The following is a 24260-nucleotide window of genomic DNA, read 5'->3' on the forward strand; positions in this document are numbered from 1 at the left end:
CCCGAGGACGGTAAGGAAGAAAACCCCGTCAACCTCGACCCCCGCATGGCCAAGCTCGCCGGCGGCGTCCACCGCCTCGACGGACAGCTCATGGTCGTCCTCGACGTCGACCGCGTCCTCGAGCTCGCGCCCGAGATGATGGCGGCCTGATACGGCGGCATTGCCGCCGAGGGACTTGCGATTGGAAGTGCCCCCGCAAAGGGGGGAAGGAAGCAGAGGTTCACATGCGAACTTGTCTCGTCGTTGATGATTCCAGCGTCATCCGAAAGGTTGCGCGCCGGATCCTGGAGGGGCTCGACTTCCAAATCCTCGAAGCCGAGGACGGTGAGAAGGCGCTGGAGGCCTGCAAGCGCGGCCTGCCGGACGCGGTGCTGCTCGACTGGAACATGCCGGTCATGGATGGCTACGAGTTCCTCGGCCATCTCAGGCGCATGCCCGGCGGCGACCAGCCCAAGGTGGTGTTCTGCACCACCGAGAACGACGTCGCGCATATCGCGCGCGCTCTGCACGCCGGCGCCAACGAATACATCATGAAGCCGTTCGACAAGGACATCGTGACGGCGAAATTTCAGGAAGTCGGCCTGATCTGAGCGATCTCCCGGAGGCTGAACGGATCCTTCGGCGCTTGTTTTCAACTGAACCGTTTCAGTCTGAGTTGGTGTGTAATGAGTGTTGCGTTCGCAGGTAATTCGACCACGGGCACGTCGCGTGAAACCGGGCCGCTGCGGGTGATGATCGTCGACGACTCGGTCGTCATCCGCGGTCTGATCTCGCGCTGGATTGGTGCCGAGCACGACATGGAGGTCGCGGCCTCGCTGCGCACCGGGCTCGAGGCGGTCAACCAGCTCGACCGCATCAATCCCGATGTTGCCGTGCTCGACATCGAAATGCCCGAGCTCGATGGCCTCTCGGCGCTGCCGCAACTGCTCGCCAAGAAGCGCGATCTCGTCATCATCATGGCTTCCACCCTGACCCGCCGCAACGCGGAGATCAGCTTCAAGGCGTTGTCGCTCGGCGCAGCCGACTACATTCCCAAGCCGGAATCGACGCGTGAGGCGTCGGCCGCGGACATTTTCCATCACGACCTGATCCAGAAGATCCGCCATCTCGGCGCGCGGCTGCGTCGCAAGTCTGCGGTTGCGAGTCCGCCGCTGGCGCCGGCGAGCCCGGCTCCCGTCGCGCGCAGTCCTGTCGCGCGGCCTGCCGTGCCTGCGCCCGCTCCGGCCCCCTCGTCAGGCTCGGTGTCAACGCGTCCGTTCTCGACCCAGGCGCCCAAGGTGCTGTTGATCGGCTCCTCGACCGGCGGTCCTCAGGCGCTGATGTCGCTCGTCACCGAGCTCGGCGCCGTGATCGATCGCTTCCCGGTGCTGATCACCCAGCACATGCCGCCGACCTTCACCACCATCCTGGCCGAGCATCTGGCGCGCTCGAGCCGCCGGCCGGCGGCCGAGGCGGTCGACGGCGAGCCGGTCAAGCCGGGACGGATCTACCTCGCACCGGGCGGCAAGCACATGCGCGTCACGCGCAGCGGCGCCGATCCTGTGATCGCGCTCGACGACGGCCCCGCCGTCAATTTCTGCAAGCCTGCGGTCGATCCGCTCTTCACCTCCGCCATCGACGTCTGGCACGGCAACATCCTCTCGGTGATCCTGACCGGCATGGGCTCGGACGGCATGCGCGGCGGCAAGGACATCGTCGCGGCCGGCGGCAGCGTGATTGCGCAGGACGAAGCCTCCAGCGTGGTCTGGGGCATGCCCGGCGCGGCGGCCAATGCCGGCATCTGCGCGGCGATCCTGCCGCTCAACCAGATCGGCGCCAAGGTCAACCGCCTGTTCGCTGGAGACCGCTCGTGACGCCCGCAGATTACGACTATCTGCGCAAGTTCCTGAAAGAGCGCTCCGGTCTCGATCTCTCCGCCGACAAGCAATATCTGGTCGAGAGCCGGCTGCTGCCGCTCGCCCGCAAGGCAAGCGTTCCCGGCATCCCCGACCTCGTCCTGAAGATCAGGAACGGCGACGGCCGGCTTGCGACCGACGTGGTCGAAGCGATGACCACCAACGAGACGTTCTTCTACCGCGACAAGATTCCGTTCGATCACCTGCGCGACACCATCCTGCCGGGCCTGATCCAGGCGCGCGCGGCGCGCAAGTCGCTTCGCATCTGGTCGGCGGCCGCCTCGACCGGGCAGGAGCCCTATTCGATCGCGATGTGCGTGAAGGAGATGGGCGCGGCGCTCGCGGGGTGGCGCATCGAGATCGTCGCCACCGATCTGTCGCAGGAGGTGCTGGAGAAATCCAAGGCGGGCCTCTACAGCCAGTTCGAGGTGCAGCGCGGCCTGCCGATCCAGCATCTGGTGAAATACTTCACGCAGACCGGCGAGCTCTGGCAGCTCAACGCAGACATTCGCGCCATGGTGCAGTTCCGCCAGCTCAATCTGCTGCAGGACTTCTCCCATCTCGGCACGTTCGACGTGATCTTCTGCCGCAACGTGCTGATCTATTTCGACCAGGACACCAAGGCGGTGATTTTCGAGCGCATGGCGAAGGCCATGGAAGCCGACGGCACGCTGCTGCTGGGCGCTGCCGAATCCGTCGTCGGCATCACCGATGCATTCCGCCCGATCGCCGATCGCCGCGGCCTCTATCAGCTCAACCCCGCGCGCTCCGGCCGTCCGATGGGCGGATTGATGCCGCAGCCGCTGAAGGTCGCCGCGGCGAGATGAGTTCTCTTTGTCATTCCGGGGCCGCGCATAAGCGCGGAGCCCGGAATCCATAACCACAGGCCATCGAAATAGGCAGGCGGTTAGACCAGGGCCATTTCATCCGACTGTGGTTATGGATTCCGGGCTCGCGACTTTGTCGCGCCCCGGAATGACAAAATCACAAAATCGCATGCGGCAAGAACCGCGAGCGGTTGCCCGTGATCGGGCTCTCGTCCTCGCGGATCGATATCCCGCAGGGCTCGTGGTTCACCAGCCAGCTTCCGATCACCGGATAGCAGCCCGAAAAGTTCGGTAGCGGTGCCAGCGCCTGACGTACGAAACCTTCGGCGCCGTACGGCCCCGTCTGCTCGTCGAGCGGCATGCCGCCGGAGACCAGCGTGACATTGGCGCCTTCGCGCGACAGCAGCGGCTTGCGCACATAGGACGTGCCGAGCTCGGCGGCGCGCGGATCGTCCTCGAAGAAGGCCGGCAGCAGATTGGGATGGTTCGGAAACATCTCCCAGAGCAGCGGCAAGATGCCCTTGTTGGAGAGCACCGCCTTCCACGGCGGCTCGATCCAGCGCGTTGGCGCATCCTTCAGCTTTGCGCCGAAGGCGTCCTGGAACATCCATTCCCAGGGATAGAGCTTGAAGGCGAGCGCGATGTCGTTCTCGCCGAGATCGACGAAGCCGCCGGCCTCGTCGCGCCAGCCGACCTGCTCGATGTCGAGCAGCGTCGTCGAGAGTCCGGCCTGGCGCGCGGTGTCTTCGAGATAAGCGAGCGTGCCGGCGTCCTCTTCGTTGCCGGTGATCCCTGTGAGATGGACGTGACGGCTCCCAGCGATCTCCTTCCATGCCGCGATCAGCCGCTCGTGGATGGAGTTGAATTGGTCGGCACGCGAGGGGATGACACGGCGTTCGATCGCCTCTTCGAGCCAGGTCCATTGGAACACCGCGGCCTCGAAGATCGAGGTCGGCGTGTCCGCGTTGTATTCGAGCAGCTTTGCCGGCGACTTGCCGTCGAACCTCAGATCGAGCCGGCCGTAGAGGCTGCGGTCGTCGCGCTTCCAGCTCTCGACGATCAGGCCCCAGAACGCTTCCGGAATCTTCAGCCGTCGCAAGGAACGCTCGTCGCCGATGACGCGGCCGGCGAGTTCCAGGCACATCGCGTCGATCTCGCCGGTCGGCGCCTCGATGCCTCGCTCGATCTCCTCCAGCGTAAAGCCATAATAGGCGCGCTCGTCCCAATAGCGCTCGCCGTCGATGGTGTGGAAGACGAAGCCGCATCGTGCGGCGGTCTCCCGCCAGTCGTCGCGCTCGAGGCAGGTGATGCGCTGCATGGATCAGCCGCCGCCCGAGAAGCCGTGGCCGAACGAGCCGAAGCCGCCGCGGCTCACGCTGCTATGGCTGACATTGGACGACGTTCCCGACGAGGAATGGCTGGAGGAATCGCCGCTGAACAAGCTCGATCGCGACGACCAGCGCGAACTGCTGCCGCCCGACGAACTGCTGCTGCTCGTGCAGGTCGTGGTCGTCTGCCCCGGCACGGCGCCGGGCGTGGGCTCGCAGTTCTGCCGCGGCATCAAGGTATAGGCCGTGGTGCCGACGGCGATCGTGCCCATCACCAGCAGCGCGACGTGGCCGGAGCGCTTCACCGGCGGTCGCGGCGGCTCGGCGACTGGCCGGCGCTTGCCGAACTCCTTCTTGGCGGGTTTGTCGGCCATGTCAGTAGATCATGCTGGCGGCGTTCAGCAGGCCCGCGGCGAGCGAGGACAGGCCGAGCCAGATCGCCGGGGCAAGCTCGCCGTCATCGATGCGCCTCGACAAGTCCGGCACCGGAACCTTGACGAGATAGAACACGATGACCTGCACGATCAGCGCGATCGTCGCCCAGATCAGGCAGTCCAGCACGTTGGCCGAATGCGCGATGGCGCTGACCAGCGGCGCCACGAAGCCGAGCAGGCTGAGCCCAAGCGCGATCGCCGCGGCCGGCTGGTTGTCGCGAATGAGCTGGAATTCGTTATGCGCCGTGATGCGGGTGTAGACGAACAGATAGGCCACGATCACGATCAGCCCGGTGCAGAAATAGACCAGGAAGGCGGGCAGGCCGGCGAGTGATTGCAGGATCATCGTTCCCCCATCGTGCAGCGACCATTCGTCGGCAGGGGAAGGCTAGGGGTTCAAACGTTAAGCTTCCAATGAAGCGTCCCCCCAAAAACGAAAACCCCGCCATTTGCGGCGGGGTCCAGGCTGGGAGGAGCGAGCCTGACTGGGCTCGCGACGTAACCCAGGGATCAGGCGGGGATGCGCTCGTCGGCCTCGTGCGGCTCGCGCAGCACGTAGCCGCGGCCCCAGACGGTCTCGATGAAGTTGCGGCCCTCGGAGGCGTTGGCGAGCTTCTTGCGGAGCTTGCAAATGAAGACGTCGATGATCTTCAGTTCGGGCTCGTCCATGCCGCCATAGAGGTGGTTGAGGAACATTTCCTTGGTGAGGGTCGTGCCTTTGCGGAGCGAGAGCAGTTCCAGCATCTGATATTCCTTGCCGGTCAGATGCACGCGCTGGCCGCCGACTTCCACCGTCTTGGTGTCGAGGTTGACGACGAGGTCGCCGGTCTGGATGACCGACTGAGCATGGCCCTTGGAGCGGCGCACGATGGCGTGGATGCGGGCCACCAGCTCGTCCTTGTGGAAGGGCTTGGTCATGTAGTCGTCGGCGCCGACGCCGAGACCCTTGACCTTGTCCTCGATGCCGGCGAGGCCGGAGAGGATCAGAATCGGTGTCTTGATCTTGGAGACCCGGAGCTGCTTGAGCACATCGTAGCCGGACATGTCGGGCAGGTTGAGGTCGAGGAGAATAATGTCGTAATCGTATAGTTTACCGAGATCGACGCCTTCTTCCCCCAAATCGGTCGTGTAGACGTTGAAGCTCTCCGACTTCAGCATCAGCTCGATCGACTGCGCGACGGCGCTGTCATCTTCAATCAGCAAAACGCGCATGCCAGTTCCCCATAGTCGCCGCTCCTGGGCGTCAGGTCGGCCGCATTCGCGGCACTCAACAAAACGCCTTTGAACAACTGATTCGGATCCTGACAACAGATGGTTAACAAAGTCTGATTCTGGAACGCAAGTCCCCCCGGTGCAATTTTTGTCGAATCGCCCTAAGGTCTTGCGTACGAAGCAGCTTTCGTTACCCGATTCCGTTCAAGCTCCACTTTAAGAGACGGGCCTAACCGACTCCCGCGACTCAGCCTTCTTCTGAAGGGGAGGCACGCTCAGTCTCAAAGACAGTGACGCAATGATTAATGATGCGGGTAAACACGAAGTTAAGCGCCGTTCAGAAATATGGCGAAACTTAAGGTTTTCACCGTGATGTCCCGGGATCCCCGAAGGCGACCATCTCATGAGGACCCTCATATGAAGGTGCGCTGCTGATGAAGGCCCCCCGATGAAGGCGCTGGCCGAACAGATCGGCGACATCGACGGCATCAACATCTATGGCCGCGTGGTCGGCGTTCGCGGTCTGATGGTCGAGGTGGCCGGCCCTATCCACGCGATGTCGGTCGGCGCGCGGCTGGTGATCGAGACCGGCGCCAACCGCACCATTCCGTGCGAGGTGATCGGCTTCTCCGGCAACAATGCCGTGGTGATGCCGTTCGCCGGCCTCGAGGGCGTGCGCCGCGGCTGCAAGGCGGTCATCGCCAATGCCGCCAACCAGGTGAGGCCGTCCGCGGCCTGGCTGGGACGCGTCGTCAATGCGCTGGGCGAGCCGATCGACGGCAAGGGGCCGCTGCCGCAGGGCTCTTCGCCGATGCCGTTCCGCAATACGCCGCCGCCCGCCCATTCGCGCAAGCGCGTCGGCAGCCCGCTCGACCTCGGCGTGCGCGCCATGAACACCTTCCTCACCTGCTGCCGCGGTCAGCGCATGGGCATCTTCGCAGGCTCCGGCGTCGGCAAGTCGGTGCTGCTGTCGATGCTGGCGCGCAACGTCGATGCCGATGTCAGTGTCATCGGGCTGATCGGCGAACGCGGCCGCGAGGTGCAGGAATTCCTGCAGGACGATCTCGGCGAGGAGGGCCTTGCGCGCTCAGTCGTGGTGGTCGCGACCTCCGACGAGCCGGCCCTGATGCGCCGCCAGGCGGCCTACCTCACGCTCGCGGTCGCCGAATATTTTCGCGACGAGGACAAGGACGTGCTCTGCCTGATGGACTCGGTGACGCGCTTTGCGATGGCCCAGCGCGAGATCGGCCTGTCTGCCGGCGAGCCGCCGACGGCCAAGGGTTACACGCCGACCGTCTTCACCGAGTTGCCGAAGCTGCTGGAGCGTGCCGGGCCGGGATTGGGCGAGGGCGCCATCACCGCGATCTTCACGGTGCTGGTCGACGGCGACGACCATAACGAGCCGATCGCCGATGCCGTGCGCGGCATCCTCGACGGCCACATCGTGATGCAGCGCTCGATCGCCGAGCGCGGCCGCTATCCCGCGATCAACATTCTCAAATCCGTCTCGCGCACGATGCCGAAATCGGCCGATCCGCAGTTCTGGCCGGTGATCCAGCGGGCGCGCCAGGTGATGGCGACCTATGCCGACATGGAGGAATTGATCCGTCTCGGCGCCTACCGCGCCGGCTCCAGTCCCGAGGTCGACGAGGCCATCCGCCTCAACGAGCCGCTGGAAGCCTTCCTGCGCCAGCGCAAGGACGAAAAGGCATCGCTCGCGGAGGGCTATCGCCAATTGGCGCAAATCCTCGGCAATTTGGAAACGGAACGCTAACTTTGTCCGGTCATCATCCGATCCCACAGAGTAGCAGAGCCGGTCTGGGCCCCCTTCGGGCCCGTGGGGTGACCGGTATCGTCCCACGTGCAGCGGGGGGACTTCTGGGGAGTACGAGTCGATGAAGTCACGAGATACCCTCATCCGCCTGAAGAAGTTTCAGGTCGACGAGAAGCGCCGCCGGGTCACCCAGATCGAGACCATGATCGCCGACTTCCAGCGCATGTCGGTCGATCTCGAACGCGAGATCCAGACCGAGCAGGAGCGCGCCGGGATCAACGATCCCTCGCACTTCGCCTACCCGACCTACGCCAAAGCCGCGATCCAGCGCCGCGAGAACCTGACCCGCTCGGCCGACGAGCTCAAGGGCCAGCTCGAGGAAGCCAAGGCCGCACTGGCCGAGGCCTTCGAGGAGCTGAAAAAGGTCGAGCTGCTCGACGAGCGCGACCAGGCCCGCGAGCGCGCCGAGGAGAACGCCCGCGAGCAGGCCGACCTCGACAGCATCGGCCTGATGCGTGCCCGCATCGGCGCCGTCGCCTGAGCCGCTAGCCCGCCCCTCCAGGAATTGCCAAAACCCGGACCCGCAAGGTCCGGGTTTTCGCATGTGCTGTCCACAGTGTGGCGCCGCGCCCCTTGGTGGTCCGCTTGGCCGCGCGCTATGGTGGTGCGGTGCCGGGGTCTACGCGGAACGCGACGGCCCGCGTGTTGGGGGGCTGAATGCTGACGCCAGCGGAGCTGGTCGGGTTGATTGAGGCGGTGGCGAAGGGCGATCAGGCCGCGTTCGAGCGCCTCTACGCCGCCACGCGCGCGAAACTCTATGGCGTCGTGCTCCGTATCTTGCGCAGGCAGGATCTCGCGGATGAGGTCATTCAGGAGACTTACGTCAAGATCTGGAACAGCGCCGGCCAGTTCAATCCGGCCCTGTCCTCGCCGATCACGTGGATGGCCTCGATCGCGCGCAACCGCGCGATCGACGTCGTCCGCAAGAAGTCGGAAGCCTCCATCGAGGAAGAGCCTCAGGCGATGGAGGTCGCGGCCGAAAGTCCCGATCCACTGGCCCGCCGCGAGATGACCGAGGAGCTGAGGCGGCTCTTGGAATGCATCGGCCGGCTCGAGCCGGACCGTCAGAGGCTCGTGCTGCTCGCCTATTACAACGGCTGGAGCCGCGAGCAATTGGCGGAGAAGTTTTCAGCGCCGGTCAACACGGTGAAGACGTGGCTGCGGCGCAGCATGCTGGATATCCGGGAGTGCCTCGGACTGTGATCGCTTGGATGATGAGGGTGGTTCTGGACTGCAATTGATGGCCTACACGGAGGACCATATCGCGCTCGCCGCGGAGTATGCGCTCGGGACGCTCGGCGCCGACGAGCGCGCGCAGGTCGAGACCATGATGGCGGTGGACCCGGCGTTCGCCGAGATCGTGCAGGCCTGGGCCTATCGGCTCGGCGTGCTCAACCAGATGGTCGGCTTGGTCGAGCCGCGTCCGATCGTGTGGGAGAACATCAGGGCGGAGATCGCGCGCACGACCGCCGCGCAGGAGCCGCCTGCGCCTGCCGAAGCTTCGCCGCCACCACAGCCGCCTGTGCCCGAGACGTCCTCGCTGGCAGCTGCGGAATCTCCGCCCGAGAGCCCGCAGTCGGCTGAGGTGCAGCAGCCCGAAGCCGCCGCACCTGAGGCGCCGCGTCCCGAGTTTGATGCTGTTCCGGACATCGCGCCGCAATTCATCCCGCAAGTCCATGCGCCGGATGCCAACCTCGTCCGTGCGCCCCAAGCGCCGGTGGTCGACGACAGCAATGTGATTCGTCTCGAGAGCCGGGTGAAGCGCTGGCGCACCATCGCTTCCGCCATTGGCGCGCTCGCGGCCGCGCTGCTCGTAACGCTGTCGCTGCAGATCTTGCTGCCCGACGCGCTGCCGGGCGCTTTGCGTCCCCCGCCGCGCATCCAGACGGTCGAGGTGAAGACGCCGGCCGCGCCGCTCGCCGCCTCCGCGCAATATGTCGCGCTGCTGCAGGGCCAGGGCGGCGGTCCCGCCTTCATCCTCACCATCGATGGCGCGACGCGGAATTTCACGGTGCGGAAGGTCGGCGCGACGCCGGAGCCCGGCAAGAGCTTCGAGCTCTGGCTGATCTCGGACAAGCTGCCGCGCCCGCGCTCGCTCGGCGTGATCGGCGCCGGCGATTTCACCGCGCGTCCACTGCTCGCCTCCTACGATGCCGAGGTCGTCAATAGCGCGACCTTCGCCGTCACCATCGAGCAGGCGGGCGGCTCGCCGAACGGCCAGCCGACCTCCGCCCCGGTGTTTTCCGGCAAGCTGATCGAGACCGTGCCGCCGGCCCAACCGCAGGCGCCCGCGCAAAAATAGGTGCCACGGCGACTGTCGCCACGGTCCATCCCGCTGTCGCAGCCCGACAAGTGCTCCCGAATCCGCCCTCGATTTGAACCTCGCCTCGGTCCACGGCGTCAAATTCCCGGAATTTGAACGCGATTGATGCCGGAAAGGGCGAGAAAATCAGATGGATGCAGCGAGAACGCCGGGCATCTTCCTTCACCAATATGCAGGCCTGCCGCACGGTCCGGCCTTCGAGCATTGGCGCGAGCGGGCCGTCGGTCGCTGCGGCCTCGATATCGGGCCGAGCCGTGGCGACAGCATCGATTGCCGGCTGCAGATCAGCGTCGTCGACAACATCACCCTTGCCATTCCGGAAGGTGCCTCGGCGCAATATTCCCGCACACAGAGCCACCTTGCCGACGGCAGCGACGATCTCGTGCTGATATCGGCCCATGCGGGGCTCGTCCGCGTCGGGCAGAACGGCCACACCGTCGAGCTCGCGCCCGCCCAGATGGTGCTGGTCGACATGAGCGTGACCGGCACCGTCGGCCACACCGAGGCAGACCGCTTCACCACCGTTCGCATGCCGCGCCGCGCGCTGCTCGACATCAATCCGCGCGCCGAGGACAAGCTCTCGCAGGTGCTCGTCGACGGCGCAGTCGCCGAGACCATCTTCCGCTACCACGCGCTCGCCGCCAATCACGCGCCGCATCTCGATGCGGTCGGCCAGCGCCTGACCGCGCAGCACATGGTCGATCTCGTCGGTCTCCTGCTCGGCACCGATGCCGAGCACGCAAGCCGCGCCCGCGGCCGCGGGCAGGCGGCGGCGCGCCTCGATCTCATGCGCGCCGACGTGATGGCCGCACTCGGCCGCAACGATCTCTGCCTCGCCGAAGTTGCGACGCGCTCGGGCTTGAGCCCGCGCCAGGCCCAGCGCCTGTTCGAGCAGGCCGGCACGACCTTCACCGAATTCGTGCTGGAGCAGCGCCTGCTCCACGCGCGCAAGCTGCTCGGCGATCCCCGCGCCAGGATGCGCAAGATCAGCGACATCGCGCATTCCTCCGGCTTCTCCGATCTGTCCTACTTCAACCGCGCCTTCCGCAAGCGCTTCGGCACGACGCCGTCGGAGCTGCGCGAGGCGTAAATCGCGATTTTGTGCAGCGGCGCGGACGCCGCCGCATTTGGTCGCCGCCTGCTGTTGAGCTAGTCTGTTTCTGCGGGCTGACCGCGGGTGTCTGGAGAGCGCAGTAGGCGGAGATGGCGCGTATCGTCGTGCTCGGCGCCGGGTTTGCGGGGTTGTGGGCGGCCATCGGCGCCGCGCGCAAGCGCGAGGAGATCGGTGCGAGCGATCGCGACATCGAGATCCGTCTCGTCGACCGCAATCCCTATCACAATATCCGCGTGCGCAATTACGAGGCCGATCTCGCCGAGGTCGCGCTTCCGCTTCCGCAACTGCTCGATCCGATCGGCGTCAGCCACGGCCTTGGCGAGGTCGAGGCCGTCGATCCGGCCCGGCGCGAAATCTCGCTCGTCACCAGCGCCGGCGCGGAGACGCTGCACTACGACCGCCTGGTGCTGGCGCTCGGCAGCGCGGTGATGCGTCCCGACATTCCCGGCCTTGCCGCGCACGCCTTCGACGTCGACACCTATGCCGCGGCGCTCCGCCTTGAAGATCATCTGGTTTCGCTCGGACGCAGCGCGCCGTCTCCGGGCCATTCAACGGCGGTCGTGGTCGGCGCCGGCTTCACCGGCATCGAAGTCGCAGCTGAGATGCCGGACCAGTTGGCGCGCGCAGGGATCACCAGCCGCCGCCGCATCGTCCTCGTCGATCCCAATCCGAGCGTCGGCGCCAGCATCGGCGCGAACGCGCGCCCGGTGATCGAGACGGCCCTGGCTTCGCTCGACATCGAGACGCGGCTCGGCGTGCGTGTCGCCGCGATCGAGGCCGCGGGCATGCGCCTGAGCTCGGGCGAATTCATTCCGGCACGGACGGTGATCTGGTGCGCGGGCATGCGGGCAAGCCCTTTGGCGGCGAGCTTTCCGGGCGGGCGCGATTCGCTCGGGCGCCTGCTCGTCGATCCCTTCATGCGTGTGGCCGATGTCGGCGGCGTGTTCGCGGCCGGCGATGTTGCGTCGAGCGTGATCGACGGGCTGCATCCGACCGTGATGTCCTGCCAGTTCGCCCGTCCCATGGGCCGCTTCGCCGGCCACAACGTGGTCGCCGATCTCGTCGGCCTGCCCATGCTGCCGCTGCGGATCGACTGGTACGTGACCGTGCTCGACCTCGGCGGCTGGGGCGCGCTCTATACCGAAGGATGGAATCGCGAGGTCCGTGCCACCGGCGCGGCCGCGAAGGCGACCAAACAGACCATCAACCGCAAGCGCATCTATCCGCCGCTCTCGGGACGCAAGGACGAGCTGTTCGCTGCCGCCGCCCCGACCGTGCAGGCGCCGCCGCCGACGTATGGGGGAAGGTAGTTGGCAAGCAGGGCCGTGCCGCTTGCTCCGTCATTGCGAGCGCAGCGAAGCAATCCAGAGTCTTTCCGCGGAGGCAGTCTGGATTGCTTCGCTGCGCTCGCAATGACGAATTGGACGCGCGTGCGCTCGCAATGACGAGATACCAGAAATGGGAAAGCGCCCGTGGGGGGCGGGCGCTTTCTGTAGTCGACTTGGGGTTGGGGTCGTCTACATATCCACGTGGCGACTTTGGGGGGCTGGTAAAGAGCCGCGTGAATTCACAAAACTCGTCAGATCTCCTTAGCGAACGAGGGACGCGTTCGAACTGGTGACAACGACCGGCTTGCCGGCCTTGATGACGCGGGCGGTCTGGGTCAGGCCTTCATCCGAACCCGAGCGTGCCGAAATGCCGAGGCCAGCCACCGCGATCCCTGCGACGAGGGCGACGACCACGATTTTCAAATGGGTCGCGCGATCTGCGCTGTAGATCGAGTGGTTCATGGAAGCCTCCTGCCGCCATCTACCCGAAGTAGTCGCCGGCCATTTGAGGCAGGTTCATGCTTCCGGTGCCCATCAACCTAGTATCGGGGGGATTCGTTCCCAAGGGGCCATCACAAGGGCGTGATATGACGTGATAGATCGCGATCAAAGGCGACCCTTGATCGTTCTTTTATATAATTATTTCAAAGCTGTAATGAGCCTAGTGCCGGGTTTTTGAGGCCTTGGTCGACAAGGCGCCAGGAACTCAAAAACCATTTGCCTGTGGCTGAAAAACACACGGCTTCTTAAGGCAAATCAGATGCTTCCGACGGTTTTCAGCCTCGCCCTGGGGTGGATTTCGGCCTGAGACAGCACGGTGGTCTGGGCCCGGAACCGTTCCACCAGGGAGCGCACGAAGGGCCGAATGGAAGCGGAGGTGACCAGCACCGGCGCCTCGCCTTCGCGGGCGGCGCGCTCGAAGGCCTCGCGCACGGCGGTCATGAATTCCGAGAGTTTCGAGGGCTGCATGGCAAGGCTCCGCTCCTCGCCCTGGCCGATGATGGATTCGGCAAAAGCCTGCTCCCATTTCGCCGACAGTGCGATCAGCGGCAGATAGCCGGCGTAGGAGGTGTTCTGCGCGCAAATCTGCCGCGCTAGGCGGGCGCGGACGTGCTCGACCATGGTCGCGGGGTTGCGCGAGAAGGCGAGCGAATCCGCGATGCCTTCGAGGATGGTCGAGAGGTCGCGGATCGAGATGCGCTCGGCGAGCAGCAGCTGCAGCACGCGCTGGATGCCGGAGACCGTGACCTGGCCCGGGACGATGTCCTTGACCAGCTCGCTCTGCTCCTTCGGCAGCTCCTTGAGCAGCTTCTGCACCTCGCCGTAGGACAACAGGTCCGACATGTTGGCCTTGAGCAGCTCGGTGAGATGGGTCGAGAGCACGGTCGCGGCGTCGACGACGGTGTAGCCCTTGAGCGAGGCCTCTTCCTTGAGGCTGGCATCGACCCAGGTTGCGGGCAGGCCGAAGGTCGGCTCGGTGGTGTGGATGCCGGGCACCTGCACCTGGCTGCCGCCGGGATCCATGACCATGAACTGGTTCGGCCAGATCTTGCCGGTGCCGGCGTCGACCTCCTTGATCTTGATGATGTAGGTGTTGGCCTCGAGCTGGACGTTGTCGAGGATGCGCACCGCCGGCATCACGAAGCCCATCTCGATCGCGAGCGAGCGGCGCAGCGCCTTGATCTGCTCGGTGAGGCGGTCGGTGCCGTCAGGGCCGTTGACCAGCGGCAGCAGGGCGTAGCCGAGTTCGATCTTAAGGTCGTCGATCTTGAGCGCGGCCGAGATCGGCTCTTCCGTCGCGGCAGCGCCCGGCGCACCCGGCGTTCCCGGAGCGGGCGCGGCGTGAACGGCGGCTTCGGCCTTGGCCGCCACGCGGTTGCGGCTGCGGGCGTTCCAGGCCAGCGCGCCGGCGCCGGCGCCGAGCGCGAGGAAGGGCAGGGTCGGAATGCCCGGCAGCGCCGCCAGCACCAGCATCACCGCCGAGGACATCGCCAGCGCCTGCGGATAGCCGGAGAACTGCTTCATGAGCGCCTTGTCGGCGGCGCCGGAGACGCCGGCCTTGGAGACGAGCAGGCCGGCCGCGGTCGAGACGATCAGCGCCGGCACCTGGGTGACAAGGCCGTCACCGACGGTCAGCAGCGTGTAGGTGCGCCCCGCGTCGGCGAAGGACATGCCCTGCTGCGCGACGCCGATGATGATGCCGCCGACGACGTTGATGAACACGACCAGGAGGCCGGCGATGGCGTCGCCCCGGACGAACTTGGAGGCGCCGTCCATGGCGCCGAAGAAGCCGCTCTCGTCCTCGAGCTCCTTGCGCCGCTCCTTGGCGACCTTCTCGTCGATCAGGCCGGCGCCGAGGTCGGCGTCGATCGCCATCTGCTTGCCGGGCATGGCGTCGAGGTGGAAGCGGGCGGCGACTTCGGCGATGCGGCCCGAGCCCTTGGTGATGACGACGAAATTGACGATGATCAGGATGGCGAAGACGATGATGCCGATGACGAAATTGCCGCCCATCACGAAGTTGCCGAAGGCCTCGATGACGTGACCGGCGGCGGCCGTGCCCTCGTGCCCGTGCGACAGGATCAGCCGGGTTGAGGCCATGTTGAGCGAGAGCCGCAGCATAGTCGAGATCAGGAGGACGGTCGGGAAGGCCGAGAACTCCAGCGGCGTCTGGATGAACAGCGACGTCATCAGGATCAGGATCGAGAGCGTGATCGAGATCGCCAGGAACACGTCCAGCACGATCGCGGGCAGCGGCAGGATCAGCACCACCAGGATGGTGAGAACGCCGAGCGCCAGCGCGATGTCGCCGCGCTTGAGGACGGTGACGATGTCATTGAGGGAAGGGATCGAGGGCCTTGCGCTGCCTACGCCCTGTCCTGCCGTGACGTCGACCATGGTAGCTGCCTCCCCGCGCGACTGCCGTCCGCGCGCCCCAAACGTCTGCGCGGCGGCCGACGGGCCGCCGTTCCGAAAGTGAGGCACCGCACTGGCGTCCACGGGAGCTCCCGTTCTAAACGCGGCCGACGACACTCGACTTCACCCGGCAATTCTTGCCGGGTGTATGGTTAGCAAAGGGTTAACGGAGGGGTGGGAGGAGCTCAGACCGGGATGTTTCGGGGGCGGGTTGTCATTCCGGGGCGATGCGGAGCATCGAGCCCGGAATCCATCGGGCCGCAGGTATGGTGGTGAAATGGATTCCGGGCTCGCGCCAAGAGGCGCGCCCCGGAATGACGGGCAGGCGAGGCTGCCCTACTTCGCCTTCTGCATCTTGGTCACCGTGTAGCCCGACGACCCTTCCTCGGCCTCGAAGGTGATCTTGTCGCCGACCTTCACCTGCTTGAGCATGGCGGGATCCTTGACCCGATAGACCATGGTCATGGGGTCCTCCATGCCGAGGCTCTTCGCCGGTCCGTGCTTGAGCGTGATCTTGCCGGCGCCTTCGTCGATCTTCTTCACCTCGCCGCTGATCGCCGCGCCTTCGGCGGCGAGGGTTGCAGTCGCAAGGCCGACGGTCAGCGCCAGCGCCGAAGCGATACGGATAATGCGGTTCATGTGGATCTCCTTCGCGTTACTTGACGGTGACCTGGCCGACCATGCCGTACTCGCGATGGTCGGGAATGAGGCACGAATATTCGAAGGTGCCGCGTTTGCTGAACTTCCAGAGGATCTCGGTCGTCTTCTTTGGGGCAAGCCGCGCCGCATTGGGCTCGTCGTGCTCCATGTGCGGATGCTTCTTCATCTGCTCCGCATGCGCGAGATTCTCCTTAGATGTGGCCAGCAGGAATTCGTGGTCCTCCTTGCCGACATTGCGCAGCACGAAGCGGATCTGCTCGCCGCGCTTGACCTCGATTTTCGCGGGCGTGTAGTCCATCTCGTTCATCAGGATTTCGATAGTGCGCGCGGGCTTCCTGGGATCGCCGGGCTCGCCGGCCGAATAGTTTCCGTGCCCGTGCTTGTCGTGAGCGAAGGCCGGCGCGGCCGAAAGTGCAGCCAGCGCGAGGGCGAGCTTGAGCGTGATCTTCATCGTAGTCTCCGGTTGGTGGTTCATCGAAACGCTCACATCTTGTGCTTCATCGGCGGACTGCCGGATTTCTGCCGCGCCGGCTCGGGGGCGGGTGCGGCGACTTCGTAGGCGACGGTGCCTGGCGGGAATTTGTACGGACCGGGATCGCGGTAATCGTCGCGTGCGAGGTCTTCGCGGATCTTCATCACGGTGAACATGCCGCCCATTTCGATCGGCCCGAACTGGCCGGTGCCCGTCATCATCGGCAGCGTGTTGTCGGGCGCGGGCATCTCCATGTTGCCCATCGCCATGCCGGTCGAGCCCATGGCCATGCCGTCCGGCGCCAGCTTGCCGACGGCCTTGGCGAGATCCTTGCGCGACACGCCGATCAGGTTGCGCACGTCGTGTCCCATCGAATTCATGGTGTGGTGCGACTTGTGGCAATGGAACGCCCAGTCGCCGGGATTGTCGGCGAGCACGTCGAACACCCTGATGGCGCCGACCGGAACGTCGGTGGTCGTCTCCGGGATCTGCGCGCTTTCCTGAATCCAGCCGCCATCGGTGCAGGTCACCGCGAAGCTGTGGCCATGCAAATGGATCGGATGGTTGGTCATGCTGAGATTGCCGATACGCACGCGTACCTTGTCGCCGAGCCTGACCGGCAAGGGATCGATGCCGGGAAAGACCCGCGCGTTCCAGGTCCACATGTTGAAGTCCGTCATCTCGTTGACGTGCGGCAGATAGGTGCCGGGGTCGACGCGATAGGTGCTCATCACGAACACGAAGTCGCGGTCGACGGCGCGGAAGTTCGGGTCGCGCGGGTGCACGATGAACATGCCCATCATGCCCATCGCCATCTGCACCATCTCGTCGGAATGTGGGTGGTACATGAAGGTCCCGCTCTTCTTCATCTCGAATTCGTAGACGAAGGTCTTGCCCGGCTGGATGTGCGGCTGGTTCAGCCCGCCGACGCCGTCCATGCCGCTCGGGATGATCATGCCGTGCCAGTGCACCGTGGTGTATTCGGGTAAGCGGTTGGTGACGAAGATGCGCACCTTGTCGCCCTCGACGGCCTCGATGGTCGGGCCCGGCGATTGCCCGTTGTAGCCCCACAAATTCACCTTCATGCCCTCGGCGAATTCCCGCACCACCGGCTCGGCGACGAGATGGAACTCCTTCCAGTCGCCGTTCATGCGGAACGGCAGCGACCAGCCGTTCAGCGTGACCACGGGTCGGTAGTCAGGGCCGCTGCTCGGATGCAGCGGCGGCTGCATCACCACCTTGTCCATGGTGGGTGCTTCCGGAATCGACGCGGCCTGGACGCGTCCTTGAATGGCCGATGCGCCGACAAGCGCGGCGGTGCCTAAAAATCCTCGGCGGGAAAACATCTTGGCCTCCGTCTCAGTGGCCGCCGCCTTCGGCAGGAGCTGCCGCGGCAACGGTGGTTGGATTGTCGCCAACGGCGGCGGGCAGACCGCCGCCGTTGACGGCGGTCTGCAGATCGGCCTGGGCGAGGAAGAATCTCTGCCTGGCATCGATCGCGCCGCGCAGCGCCGCGAGGCGCTGCCGCGCCTCGGTGAGCAGCGCGAAGATGTCGACCTGCATGCTGGAGAAGCGCAGCTGCATCTCCTCGGTGATGATCTTTCGCAACGGGATGATCTCGCGCTGGTAGTGGCCGGCGATGTCGTAAGTGGAGCGATAGACGCGATAGGCGTCGCGCGCCTCGGACCGCACATTCACGGCCCGCTCCGTCAGGCGGTTGAAGGCGAGGTTGTAGGTCTCTGCCGCCTGACGCACGCGCACCTCGCCGCCGTCGAAGATCGGAATCTGGAACTGCAGGTCGAAGCCGCGCTCGCGGAAGGGCGGTCCTTCCGGATCCTGGGTGCGGCGGGAGATGCCGGCGATATCGAGCAGTGTCACGAAGCGCGTCGCCTCGGTGAGGTTCAGCGCCTTCGCCAGCGCGGCCAGCTCAAGCCGCGCGATCTGCAGGTCGAGGCGATGCGCCACCGCATCGGCCTCGATCGTGGGGAGGGCCAGCGGCCGGCGCGGCAATGGCGGCAGTTGATTGGGCAGGCGGAAGTCGAGACCGTCGTCCCACAGCCCCATCTGGCGCGCCAGCCTTTCGCGCGCGCTCGCAGCCATCTGCCGCGCGGTGGCGAGGTCGGCGGTGGTCTCGGCATAGAACACCTGCTCGCGGGCCTGGTCGAGCTTGTTGAGCGAGCCGGTCTCGCCGAGCTTGAGCGCGAGCTGTGCGGTCGATTCCGCCGTCGCCTTCGCGTCGGTCAGCAGCCCCACCATCTCGTTGGCGGCAACCGCACGGACATAGGCGCGGCGAACATCCGAGGCGAGCCGCAGCGTCGCCAGCGCGGCGCGCAGCTGCGCTCCGCGGAAGCGTTCCCGAGCGATCTCGGACCGGAATGGCAGGGTGGCGAGCGCGAGGATGTCGCCGACCACCTGGCGCTCGATCTCGCTGGCGCCATTGCCGGTGATGCGGGAGATCGCGAACACCGGATTGGCCGGTAGACTCTGCTCGACCAGCTCGGTCTCCGCCAGCGCCAGCTCGTTGTAGGCGGCCTGCAGTCCCTTGTTGTTGAGCAGCGCGATCTGCACGGCGGTGTCGACGCTGAGCGTGCGCGAGAGCAGCTGGCGGACACGGGCGTCGACCGCGGCGGCGCCCTCGGCCGAGCGCACGAAAGCGACGTCCTTGTTGATGGCCTGGCTCGTCAGATCCGAGACCGCGCTCATGCCGCTGTCGGGCGAGAACGCGGCGCAGCCGGAAAGTCCGAGCGCCGCGAGCACGAGCAGGCCCCGCGCAAAATGCTGTGACATGGCGCGCTCCTACCGCTCTTGCTTCGGCTGCGGCGTCACCGCCTCGTTGCGGCCGCGCCAGGGTGCCGGCGTCGCTGGCCGCAGGCTGGTATAGGGCGCGATGGTCGAGCGATAGGTTACGGGGGCCATCTTCGCCGCCGGATCGGCCGGATCCGCGCTGGCCATGTGCGTCGTTGCCGGCATGCAGCCGGACAGTGCCGGCGCGGCGAAGGCCAGCAGCAGCCAAATGAAACGAGAGTGTCGATCACCCACCGCAGATGCGGCAGATTTCGCCCCGGAAAGCGCAGCCATGTCTTAATTCCCGATCTGAAAGACCACAGGTTCGCGCGCGCAAAAGTGCGCATCGAGCCGAAATCGTCGTGTCAGATCAGGCGATGGGAGGGCGGTAGTGCTCGGGCGGCGCGGCGCTGTGCAGGCTGGGCACGATCTCCGGCGCACAGGTCGACATCGGGCGGACCGGCGTGGCGACGCCGGGCAGATCGGCCGGCAGCGCACTGACGCACATCATCGCGCAGCAGGGGCCCACTGCTCCCTCACCGTCGTGATGATTCGAAGCAGGTGCGTCCTTCGCGGCGGTCTGCGAAGGGATTCCTGCATGCTCGTGCGGAACATCGCCATTGCCCGCAGCCATATGGTGATGCGCCGGAACGACGTCGGCCGAAGCCTCGCCAAGGCAGGGCGCAGCACTGCCAAAGGCCAGGCTTGCGGCTGGCGCGAGCACGCAGAACAGATAGGCGAGGGCGATGATCCGCCCCACCCTGATCCGCATCGATCGTGTCAAACGCAGCAACATCCCGCCAACGGGCTCCTCGCGCGGCAGTGTCGCACACGCTGATTGCAAACTAGTGTCAAAACGCGCGTTCGCCAAGCGCCTTCTTACCGCAGTGCACCGCGCATGCCCAATATCGCGGCTCGCTGCTTGACCCTGTGGCAATCCGCGGGCCATGTTCCGGCCGTGCTCGCGCCCAATCATACAGGACAGACGCCTCATTCGTTCAGCCCTGATTCTCGTCAGGCCTGGATGCGGCTGGTCATTGCGCTTCTGATCGGCTCGATCGGCGCCGTCGGCATGTGGGCGGTGGTGGTCGTGATTCCGATCGTGCAGGCCGAATTCGCTGCCACGCGCGGCGCGGTGTCGCTGGCCTTCACCCTCATGATGTTCGGCTTCGGGCTCGGCGGCGTGATCGCCGGCAAGATCACCGACCGGTTCGGCATCGTGCCGGCGATGGCGATCAGCATCGCCTTCCTCGGCGTTGCCAATGTGCTCGCCGGGCTGTCGGGCCAGCTCTGGCAGTTCGTGGCGGCTTATTTCTTCATCGGGCTCGGGACGTCCGCGACCTTTGCGCCGCTGATGGCCGAAGCCTCGCACTGGTTCGAGCGCTATCGCGGTCTTGCCGTGACCATCGTCGCCAGCGGCAATTACGTCGCCGGCGCGATGTGGCCGCCGATCGTGAGCTGGGGCACGCAGGAGATCGGCTGGCGTTACACCCATATCGGCATAAGCATCGTCTGCGCCGGCCTGATGACGGTGCTGGTGCTGATCCTGCGCGCGCAGATGGGCCGCGACACCGTCCACGACCATGCCAACGCGCCGCCGCCGCGGGTCGATCTCCGGCTGTCGACGAATACGCTGACGGTGCTGCTCTCGATCGCCAGCATCTCCTGCTGCGTGGCAATGGCGATGCCGCAGGTGCACATCGTCGCCTATTGCGGCGACCTCGGTTATGGCGTCGCGCGCGGCGCCGAGATGCTGTCCCTGATGATGGGCTGCGGCATCGTCAGCCGGATCGGCTCGGGCTACCTCGCCGACAAGATCGGCGGCATCTATACGCTGCTGGTGGGATCGCTGGCGCAGGGCTTTGCGCTGGTGTTCTATCTGTTCTTCGACAGCCTGACCTCGCTTTATCTGATCTCCGCGATGTTCGGCCTGTTCCAGGGCGGCATCGTGCCGAGCTACGCCATCATCGTGCGCGAGGCGATGCCGGCGAGCGAGGCCGCGACCCGCGTCGGCATCGTGATCTTTGCCTCCGTGTTCGGCATGTCCTTCGGCGGCTGGGTGTCCGGCGTGATCTTCGACGCCACCGGCTCGTATGCGGCGGCATTCGCCAACGGCGTCGCCTGGAATGCGCTGAACATCGGCATCGTCGTGCTGCTCTTGATCCGCGCGCGGATGGGCTCGGTCAAGACCGGCCCGGGTTTTGCCACCTAAACGGCCTGTCCCGCCTTCAGCAGCGAGCAGCCGGTGATCTTGTAGCTGCCGTCGCCCTGCTGCTCGAGTGTGTAGAGCGCCTCCCAGGCCTCGCCATTGGCATCGATGATATGGACGCGCTGGGCGATCCAGCCGCCATCGCTCTTGCTCTCGCCAAATTCGAAACTCTTGTGACGATAGACCGGCGCGTAGCCGTTCTGCACCATGGACATGAAGATGTCGGGTGCGGGAAAGATCTCCTTGATCGCCGGTGCAGCATAGGAATAAGCGGCCGTCGCATCGTCGCGAACGAAGGCCTGCTCCTGGGCGCGGATGACGCTCTGGGCCGCCGCGACATCGCCGGCAAACGCCGAAACGTGATGACAGGCAACAATGAGAGCGACCAGCAAGGCTGCGATGCGCATGACAGGCTCCGCGTTGAGTATCCCGGCGGAGGCGATGCTAGCACATCTGCGGCGCCAGGGCGTGCACTCAGAAATCACGCGCTGGGCTTGGATGCTCCAGATGCCCACTCATCCGGGACAGCGACACAAAGAGCAGGCAGCTGCGACATGTTCTCCTTAGTTTGACAGGAACGGCTCCGCGATGGCCGAGTTAAGCCGGCAAAACCACCTTATCAGGGAGCAAAGTCATGGCCCGTGCAACAGCCCATCCGGATCATCACTGCATCTCAAGCGAGGACATTGAGGGTACCGAGGTCTATGGAGCAGATGGGACGAATATCGGCGAGATTGATCACCTCATCATCGACAAGGTGTCAGGCCGCGTGGCTTATGCGGTCATGAGCTTTGGTGGATTTGTGGGCTTGGGTCACAGCCACTACCCCATTCCCTGGGGCGCTCTGACATATGACACGTCGCTTGCCGGCTTTCGAACCAATATCACCGAGCAACAGCTGAGGGATGCGCCTGAGTTCAGCGATGACTCCTGGGAAGATCGAGACTGGGAAACGCGAACTCACCGGTATTATGGAACGCCAACCTACTGGGAAGGGCGAGGCGGCCTGTAACGCCAGCGGCGCGTCCGGACAGCTGAACTGACGGCGGCACAAACATCAGAGGTCGTGCAAGTCGCCGATCGGCCAGAAGCTGATTCTGCGTCGCGTTGAAATGGCGCTACCCTGTTTAGTGCCGATGGCGAGATCATACTGCGCCATACTTGGCGTTTTGATCGAAGGGATGTTCGAAAGCACGGGCCGAGAGCTACGGTGTCAACTCCCTCAAGATGTGATCGCGGTGCGCGAGGTGCCGCGCCAGTGTCAGCCGAAATGTTTCGCCGATAGCGCGAGCCAAGCTCGTGTCGTGCCCCGAAAGCTCAAGGTCCGCAATTCGAACCTCCTGCTCGGAAAGGTGTCGGTCGGCCAGTGAAATGTGCTCTTCGGCTTCCGCCAGATGGCGAAGCGCCATGGCGCGATCCATTTGTCGCTCCCATGCATAGATGCAGGCGGGAGCACGATTGGTCTCTCAGCCACCGACGCCTACGGCACGGCCTTGGCCGGTGATGACAGGCAAGTTATCTCAGCAAACTCGGCGCAGCAATCCTTTGAAGTTGCTCTAATCAGAGCGGTTACGGATCTGCGATAGGTCGGTTCGCGCTTCAGCAAGTCCTGCTGCACGGCCATGGCTCGCCATTGCCGGGCGGCTTCGCGCAGGCTATGGGCCACCACGTTGTCGCGCGTTAGGTCAGCAAGCTTTTCGCATCCATCGGCTCGCTCTAGCATCTGGTCTGGCCAGCATTGTCTAATCCGGTTTTCCGATGAGGCCGATATGCCTGCCACGGCCCGGAAGTGCATTCAGGTGTGTTAATGAAGCCTTTACGTTCTTGGAAACGGCTCGCGGCTTGAACGCTGCGCCACCCTGGTCAACTTTGTTTCGTCCTCATTCGGAAACGGCTCTTGAGTCTTACGGCCTAGAAACGTATCCGGCTTTGGACAGCGTTGAAGCACCTCGGTCGCCTCCGCCACGACCTCGCGGGCACGTTGAAGCGCCAGACGATCCTGTCTGAGCGAATTGGTGAGCCGGGGCAAATTGAGAACTGGCGCCATGCCTGAACCTGCCATGTCGCAAGTCGAAGCGATGTATCAAATGATCCTTAAAATTGGATTAGGTGACAACAGTTCCATGTTTAGCGAAGTCCGCTCGGGGTCAGCGGCTCCCATCGGCAAGCTCCAGCCTAGCGCTTTCGCTTCGTCGCAGGCTTTGTCGTCATCGACGAGCGGGCCTTGCCGGGCGGCGCCACGCGCAAGCCGTCGACGAACACGTCGAGCAGACGCAGCGCCGTCGCCTGCCAACCGGGCTGGTCGTGCACGTAGCACATGCCGAAGAAGGCGCGCAGCAGATCCTCCGGGTTGATGTCGGCGCGCATCTCGCCGGCTGCGATCGCACGGTCCAGCAGCGAGCCGATCGCCTTGGTCAGACGCTCGAAGGAGAAGGCGTGCAGCTCCGACCCGCTCTGCACCGCGAGCGCCAGCGCTGCCATCATCCCCTTCTTGGTCGCAACAAACTCGACCCCTGAGCGCAGCCAGCGCCGCAGCGCCTCGACCGGATCCTTGGCATTCTTCAGTTGCTCGGCCAGCTCGCTGAGCTGCTCGACCTCGCGGCGGTACACCGCCTCGAACAAGGCCTCGCGCGTCGGAAAATGCCGATACAGCGTGCCGATGCCGACGCCGGCGCGCTTGGCCACCGCTTCCAGGCTCGCCTCCGAACCGCCCGCGCTGAACACCAGCTTTGCCGCTTCGAGCACGCGCTCGCGATTGCGCACGGCATCGGCGCGGGGTTTGCGGGTCTGGTCGGTGTGGTCGTCCATGGCGCGCAATGTAGATCACGAATTGGTTAGATTGAACCCTCGCCGGACCCGCGCAGGGCTGCATCGCGTTGGTGACGCACGCGCTTTTGACGAATTCCAGATTGTTCCGCGCCGCC

General features: G+C 65.1%; 26 protein-coding genes and 1 pseudogene. 12 read left to right on the forward strand and 15 right to left on the reverse strand.

From position 1 onward, the window contains the following. From I6F12_RS29865 to I6F12_RS29880, 4 genes and pseudogenes are all read left to right on the forward strand, one after another. A pseudogene (locus tag I6F12_RS29865) lies at positions 1-150 on the forward strand (chemotaxis protein CheW); the annotation flags it as partial. Positions 151-224: 74 nt separating this feature from the next. Beyond that, the gene (locus I6F12_RS29870; protein WP_007600538.1) at positions 225-590 is read left to right on the forward strand and encodes a response regulator; all 366 of its coding nucleotides are present in this window, start codon (positions 225-227) and stop codon (positions 588-590) included. A 75-nt stretch (positions 591-665) separates the two neighbouring features. Next, positions 666-1853 (forward strand): chemotaxis response regulator protein-glutamate methylesterase, encoded by a 1188-nt coding sequence (locus tag I6F12_RS29875; protein ID WP_225147789.1) that lies wholly within the window; start codon positions 666-668, stop codon positions 1851-1853. Further along, entirely contained in the window at positions 1850-2722 is an 873-nt protein-coding gene (locus I6F12_RS29880) for a protein-glutamate O-methyltransferase CheR (RefSeq protein ID WP_036011888.1), read from the forward strand. The genes I6F12_RS29875 and I6F12_RS29880 overlap by 4 nt, the downstream gene beginning before the upstream one ends. Before the next feature lie 157 nt (positions 2723-2879). Here I6F12_RS29880 and I6F12_RS29885 read toward each other — a convergent pair whose 3' ends face one another. The 4 genes from I6F12_RS29885 to I6F12_RS29900 all read right to left on the reverse strand — a co-directional run bounded on the left by I6F12_RS29885 (position 2880) and on the right by I6F12_RS29900 (position 5696). After that, positions 2880-4040 carry a glutathionylspermidine synthase family protein gene (locus tag I6F12_RS29885; protein WP_225147787.1) on the reverse strand — a complete coding sequence of 387 codons (1161 nt, stop codon included), beginning with the start codon at positions 4038-4040 and terminating at the stop codon, positions 2880-2882. Between the two features lie 3 nt (positions 4041-4043). After that, positions 4044-4424 carry a hypothetical protein gene (locus tag I6F12_RS29890; protein WP_074448088.1) on the reverse strand — a complete coding sequence of 127 codons (381 nt, stop codon included), beginning with the start codon at positions 4422-4424 and terminating at the stop codon, positions 4044-4046. Position 4425: 1 nt separating this feature from the next. Then, positions 4426-4830 (reverse strand): DUF350 domain-containing protein, encoded by a 405-nt coding sequence (locus tag I6F12_RS29895; protein ID WP_036011880.1) that lies wholly within the window; start codon positions 4828-4830, stop codon positions 4426-4428. Positions 4831-4994: 164 nt separating this feature from the next. Beyond that, positions 4995-5696 (reverse strand): response regulator transcription factor, encoded by a 702-nt coding sequence (locus I6F12_RS29900; protein WP_016848562.1) that lies wholly within the window; start codon positions 5694-5696, stop codon positions 4995-4997. 448 nt (positions 5697-6144) lie between these two features. On the opposite strand from I6F12_RS29900, the gene fliI reads away from it, so the two are divergent. The 6 genes from fliI (at position 6145) to I6F12_RS29930 (ending at position 12277) form a co-directional block, all read left to right on the forward strand. Then, on the forward strand, positions 6145-7470 hold the full coding sequence (gene fliI / locus I6F12_RS29905) for a flagellar protein export ATPase FliI (protein ID WP_036011877.1): 1326 nt from the start codon (positions 6145-6147) through the stop codon (positions 7468-7470). A gap of 121 nt (positions 7471-7591) precedes the next feature. Continuing rightward, positions 7592-8011, forward strand: coding sequence for a flagellar export protein FliJ (fliJ, locus tag I6F12_RS29910; RefSeq protein WP_025032035.1), 420 nt, complete (start codon positions 7592-7594; stop codon positions 8009-8011). 176 nt (positions 8012-8187) lie between these two features. Then, positions 8188-8733 carry a sigma-70 family RNA polymerase sigma factor gene (locus I6F12_RS29915; protein ID WP_225157847.1) on the forward strand — a complete coding sequence of 182 codons (546 nt, stop codon included), beginning with the start codon at positions 8188-8190 and terminating at the stop codon, positions 8731-8733. A 37-nt stretch (positions 8734-8770) separates the two neighbouring features. After that, complete coding sequence (locus I6F12_RS29920; RefSeq protein ID WP_225157848.1) at positions 8771-9832, forward strand: anti-sigma factor; 1062 nt, start codon at positions 8771-8773, stop codon at positions 9830-9832. 151 nt (positions 9833-9983) lie between these two features. Beyond that, positions 9984-10943, forward strand: coding sequence for an AraC family transcriptional regulator (locus I6F12_RS29925; RefSeq protein WP_225157849.1), 960 nt, complete (start codon positions 9984-9986; stop codon positions 10941-10943). Positions 10944-11056: 113 nt separating this feature from the next. Beyond that, a complete protein-coding gene (locus tag I6F12_RS29930; RefSeq protein WP_225157850.1) occupies positions 11057-12277 on the forward strand; it encodes an FAD-dependent oxidoreductase in 1221 nt (406 codons plus the stop codon). Positions 12278-12556: 279 nt separating this feature from the next. On the opposite strand, the gene I6F12_RS29935 is transcribed toward I6F12_RS29930, so the two are convergent. The 8 genes from I6F12_RS29935 to I6F12_RS29970 all read right to left on the reverse strand — a co-directional run bounded on the left by I6F12_RS29935 (position 12557) and on the right by I6F12_RS29970 (position 19899). After that, on the reverse strand, positions 12557-12757 hold the full coding sequence (locus I6F12_RS29935; RefSeq protein ID WP_225157851.1) for a hypothetical protein: 201 nt from the start codon (positions 12755-12757) through the stop codon (positions 12557-12559). Between the two features lie 294 nt (positions 12758-13051). Continuing rightward, the gene (flhA, locus tag I6F12_RS29940; RefSeq protein ID WP_225157852.1) at positions 13052-15193 is read right to left on the reverse strand and encodes a flagellar biosynthesis protein FlhA; all 2142 of its coding nucleotides are present in this window, start codon (positions 15191-15193) and stop codon (positions 13052-13054) included. Positions 15194-15547: 354 nt separating this feature from the next. After that, a complete protein-coding gene (locus I6F12_RS29945) occupies positions 15548-15850 on the reverse strand; it encodes a copper-binding protein (RefSeq protein WP_036026805.1) in 303 nt (100 codons plus the stop codon). Positions 15851-15866: 16 nt separating this feature from the next. Then, the gene (locus I6F12_RS29950; protein WP_225157853.1) at positions 15867-16322 is read right to left on the reverse strand and encodes a cupredoxin family protein; all 456 of its coding nucleotides are present in this window, start codon (positions 16320-16322) and stop codon (positions 15867-15869) included. A 32-nt stretch (positions 16323-16354) separates the two neighbouring features. Continuing rightward, the gene (locus I6F12_RS29955; protein WP_225157854.1) at positions 16355-17689 is read right to left on the reverse strand and encodes a copper oxidase; all 1335 of its coding nucleotides are present in this window, start codon (positions 17687-17689) and stop codon (positions 16355-16357) included. 13 nt (positions 17690-17702) lie between these two features. Further along, positions 17703-19130 carry a TolC family protein gene (locus tag I6F12_RS29960; RefSeq protein WP_225157855.1) on the reverse strand — a complete coding sequence of 476 codons (1428 nt, stop codon included), beginning with the start codon at positions 19128-19130 and terminating at the stop codon, positions 17703-17705. Between the two features lie 9 nt (positions 19131-19139). Further along, a complete protein-coding gene (locus I6F12_RS29965) occupies positions 19140-19421 on the reverse strand; it encodes a hypothetical protein (protein WP_225128773.1) in 282 nt (93 codons plus the stop codon). A 76-nt stretch (positions 19422-19497) separates the two neighbouring features. Then, a complete protein-coding gene (locus I6F12_RS29970; protein WP_225157856.1) occupies positions 19498-19899 on the reverse strand; it encodes a hypothetical protein in 402 nt (133 codons plus the stop codon). 252 nt (positions 19900-20151) lie between these two features. On the opposite strand from I6F12_RS29970, the gene I6F12_RS29975 reads away from it, so the two are divergent. Continuing rightward, on the forward strand, positions 20152-21339 hold the full coding sequence (locus I6F12_RS29975) for an MFS transporter (protein WP_225157857.1): 1188 nt from the start codon (positions 20152-20154) through the stop codon (positions 21337-21339). Here I6F12_RS29975 and I6F12_RS29980 read toward each other — a convergent pair. Then, complete coding sequence (locus I6F12_RS29980; RefSeq protein ID WP_109145195.1) at positions 21336-21743, reverse strand: DUF4864 domain-containing protein; 408 nt, start codon at positions 21741-21743, stop codon at positions 21336-21338. The two genes, I6F12_RS29975 and I6F12_RS29980, sit on opposite strands and share 4 nt — an antisense overlap. A 227-nt stretch (positions 21744-21970) precedes the next feature. Between I6F12_RS29980 and I6F12_RS29985 the strand changes: the two genes are divergently transcribed. Further along, positions 21971-22348, forward strand: coding sequence for a PRC-barrel domain-containing protein (locus I6F12_RS29985; RefSeq protein WP_051057095.1), 378 nt, complete (start codon positions 21971-21973; stop codon positions 22346-22348). A 193-nt stretch (positions 22349-22541) separates the two neighbouring features. On the opposite strand, the gene I6F12_RS29990 is transcribed toward I6F12_RS29985, so the two are convergent. Further along, positions 22542-22757, reverse strand: a complete 216-nt coding sequence (locus tag I6F12_RS29990; protein WP_225114001.1) for a hypothetical protein — start codon at positions 22755-22757, stop codon at positions 22542-22544. 754 nt (positions 22758-23511) lie between these two features. Further along, complete coding sequence (locus tag I6F12_RS29995; protein WP_225157858.1) at positions 23512-24144, reverse strand: TetR/AcrR family transcriptional regulator; 633 nt, start codon at positions 24142-24144, stop codon at positions 23512-23514. Between the last annotated feature and the right edge of the window lie 116 nt (positions 24145-24260).

This window comes from Bradyrhizobium sp. IC4059 (assembly GCF_020193615.1).
Lineage (GTDB): Bacteria > Pseudomonadota > Alphaproteobacteria > Rhizobiales > Xanthobacteraceae > Bradyrhizobium > Bradyrhizobium yuanmingense.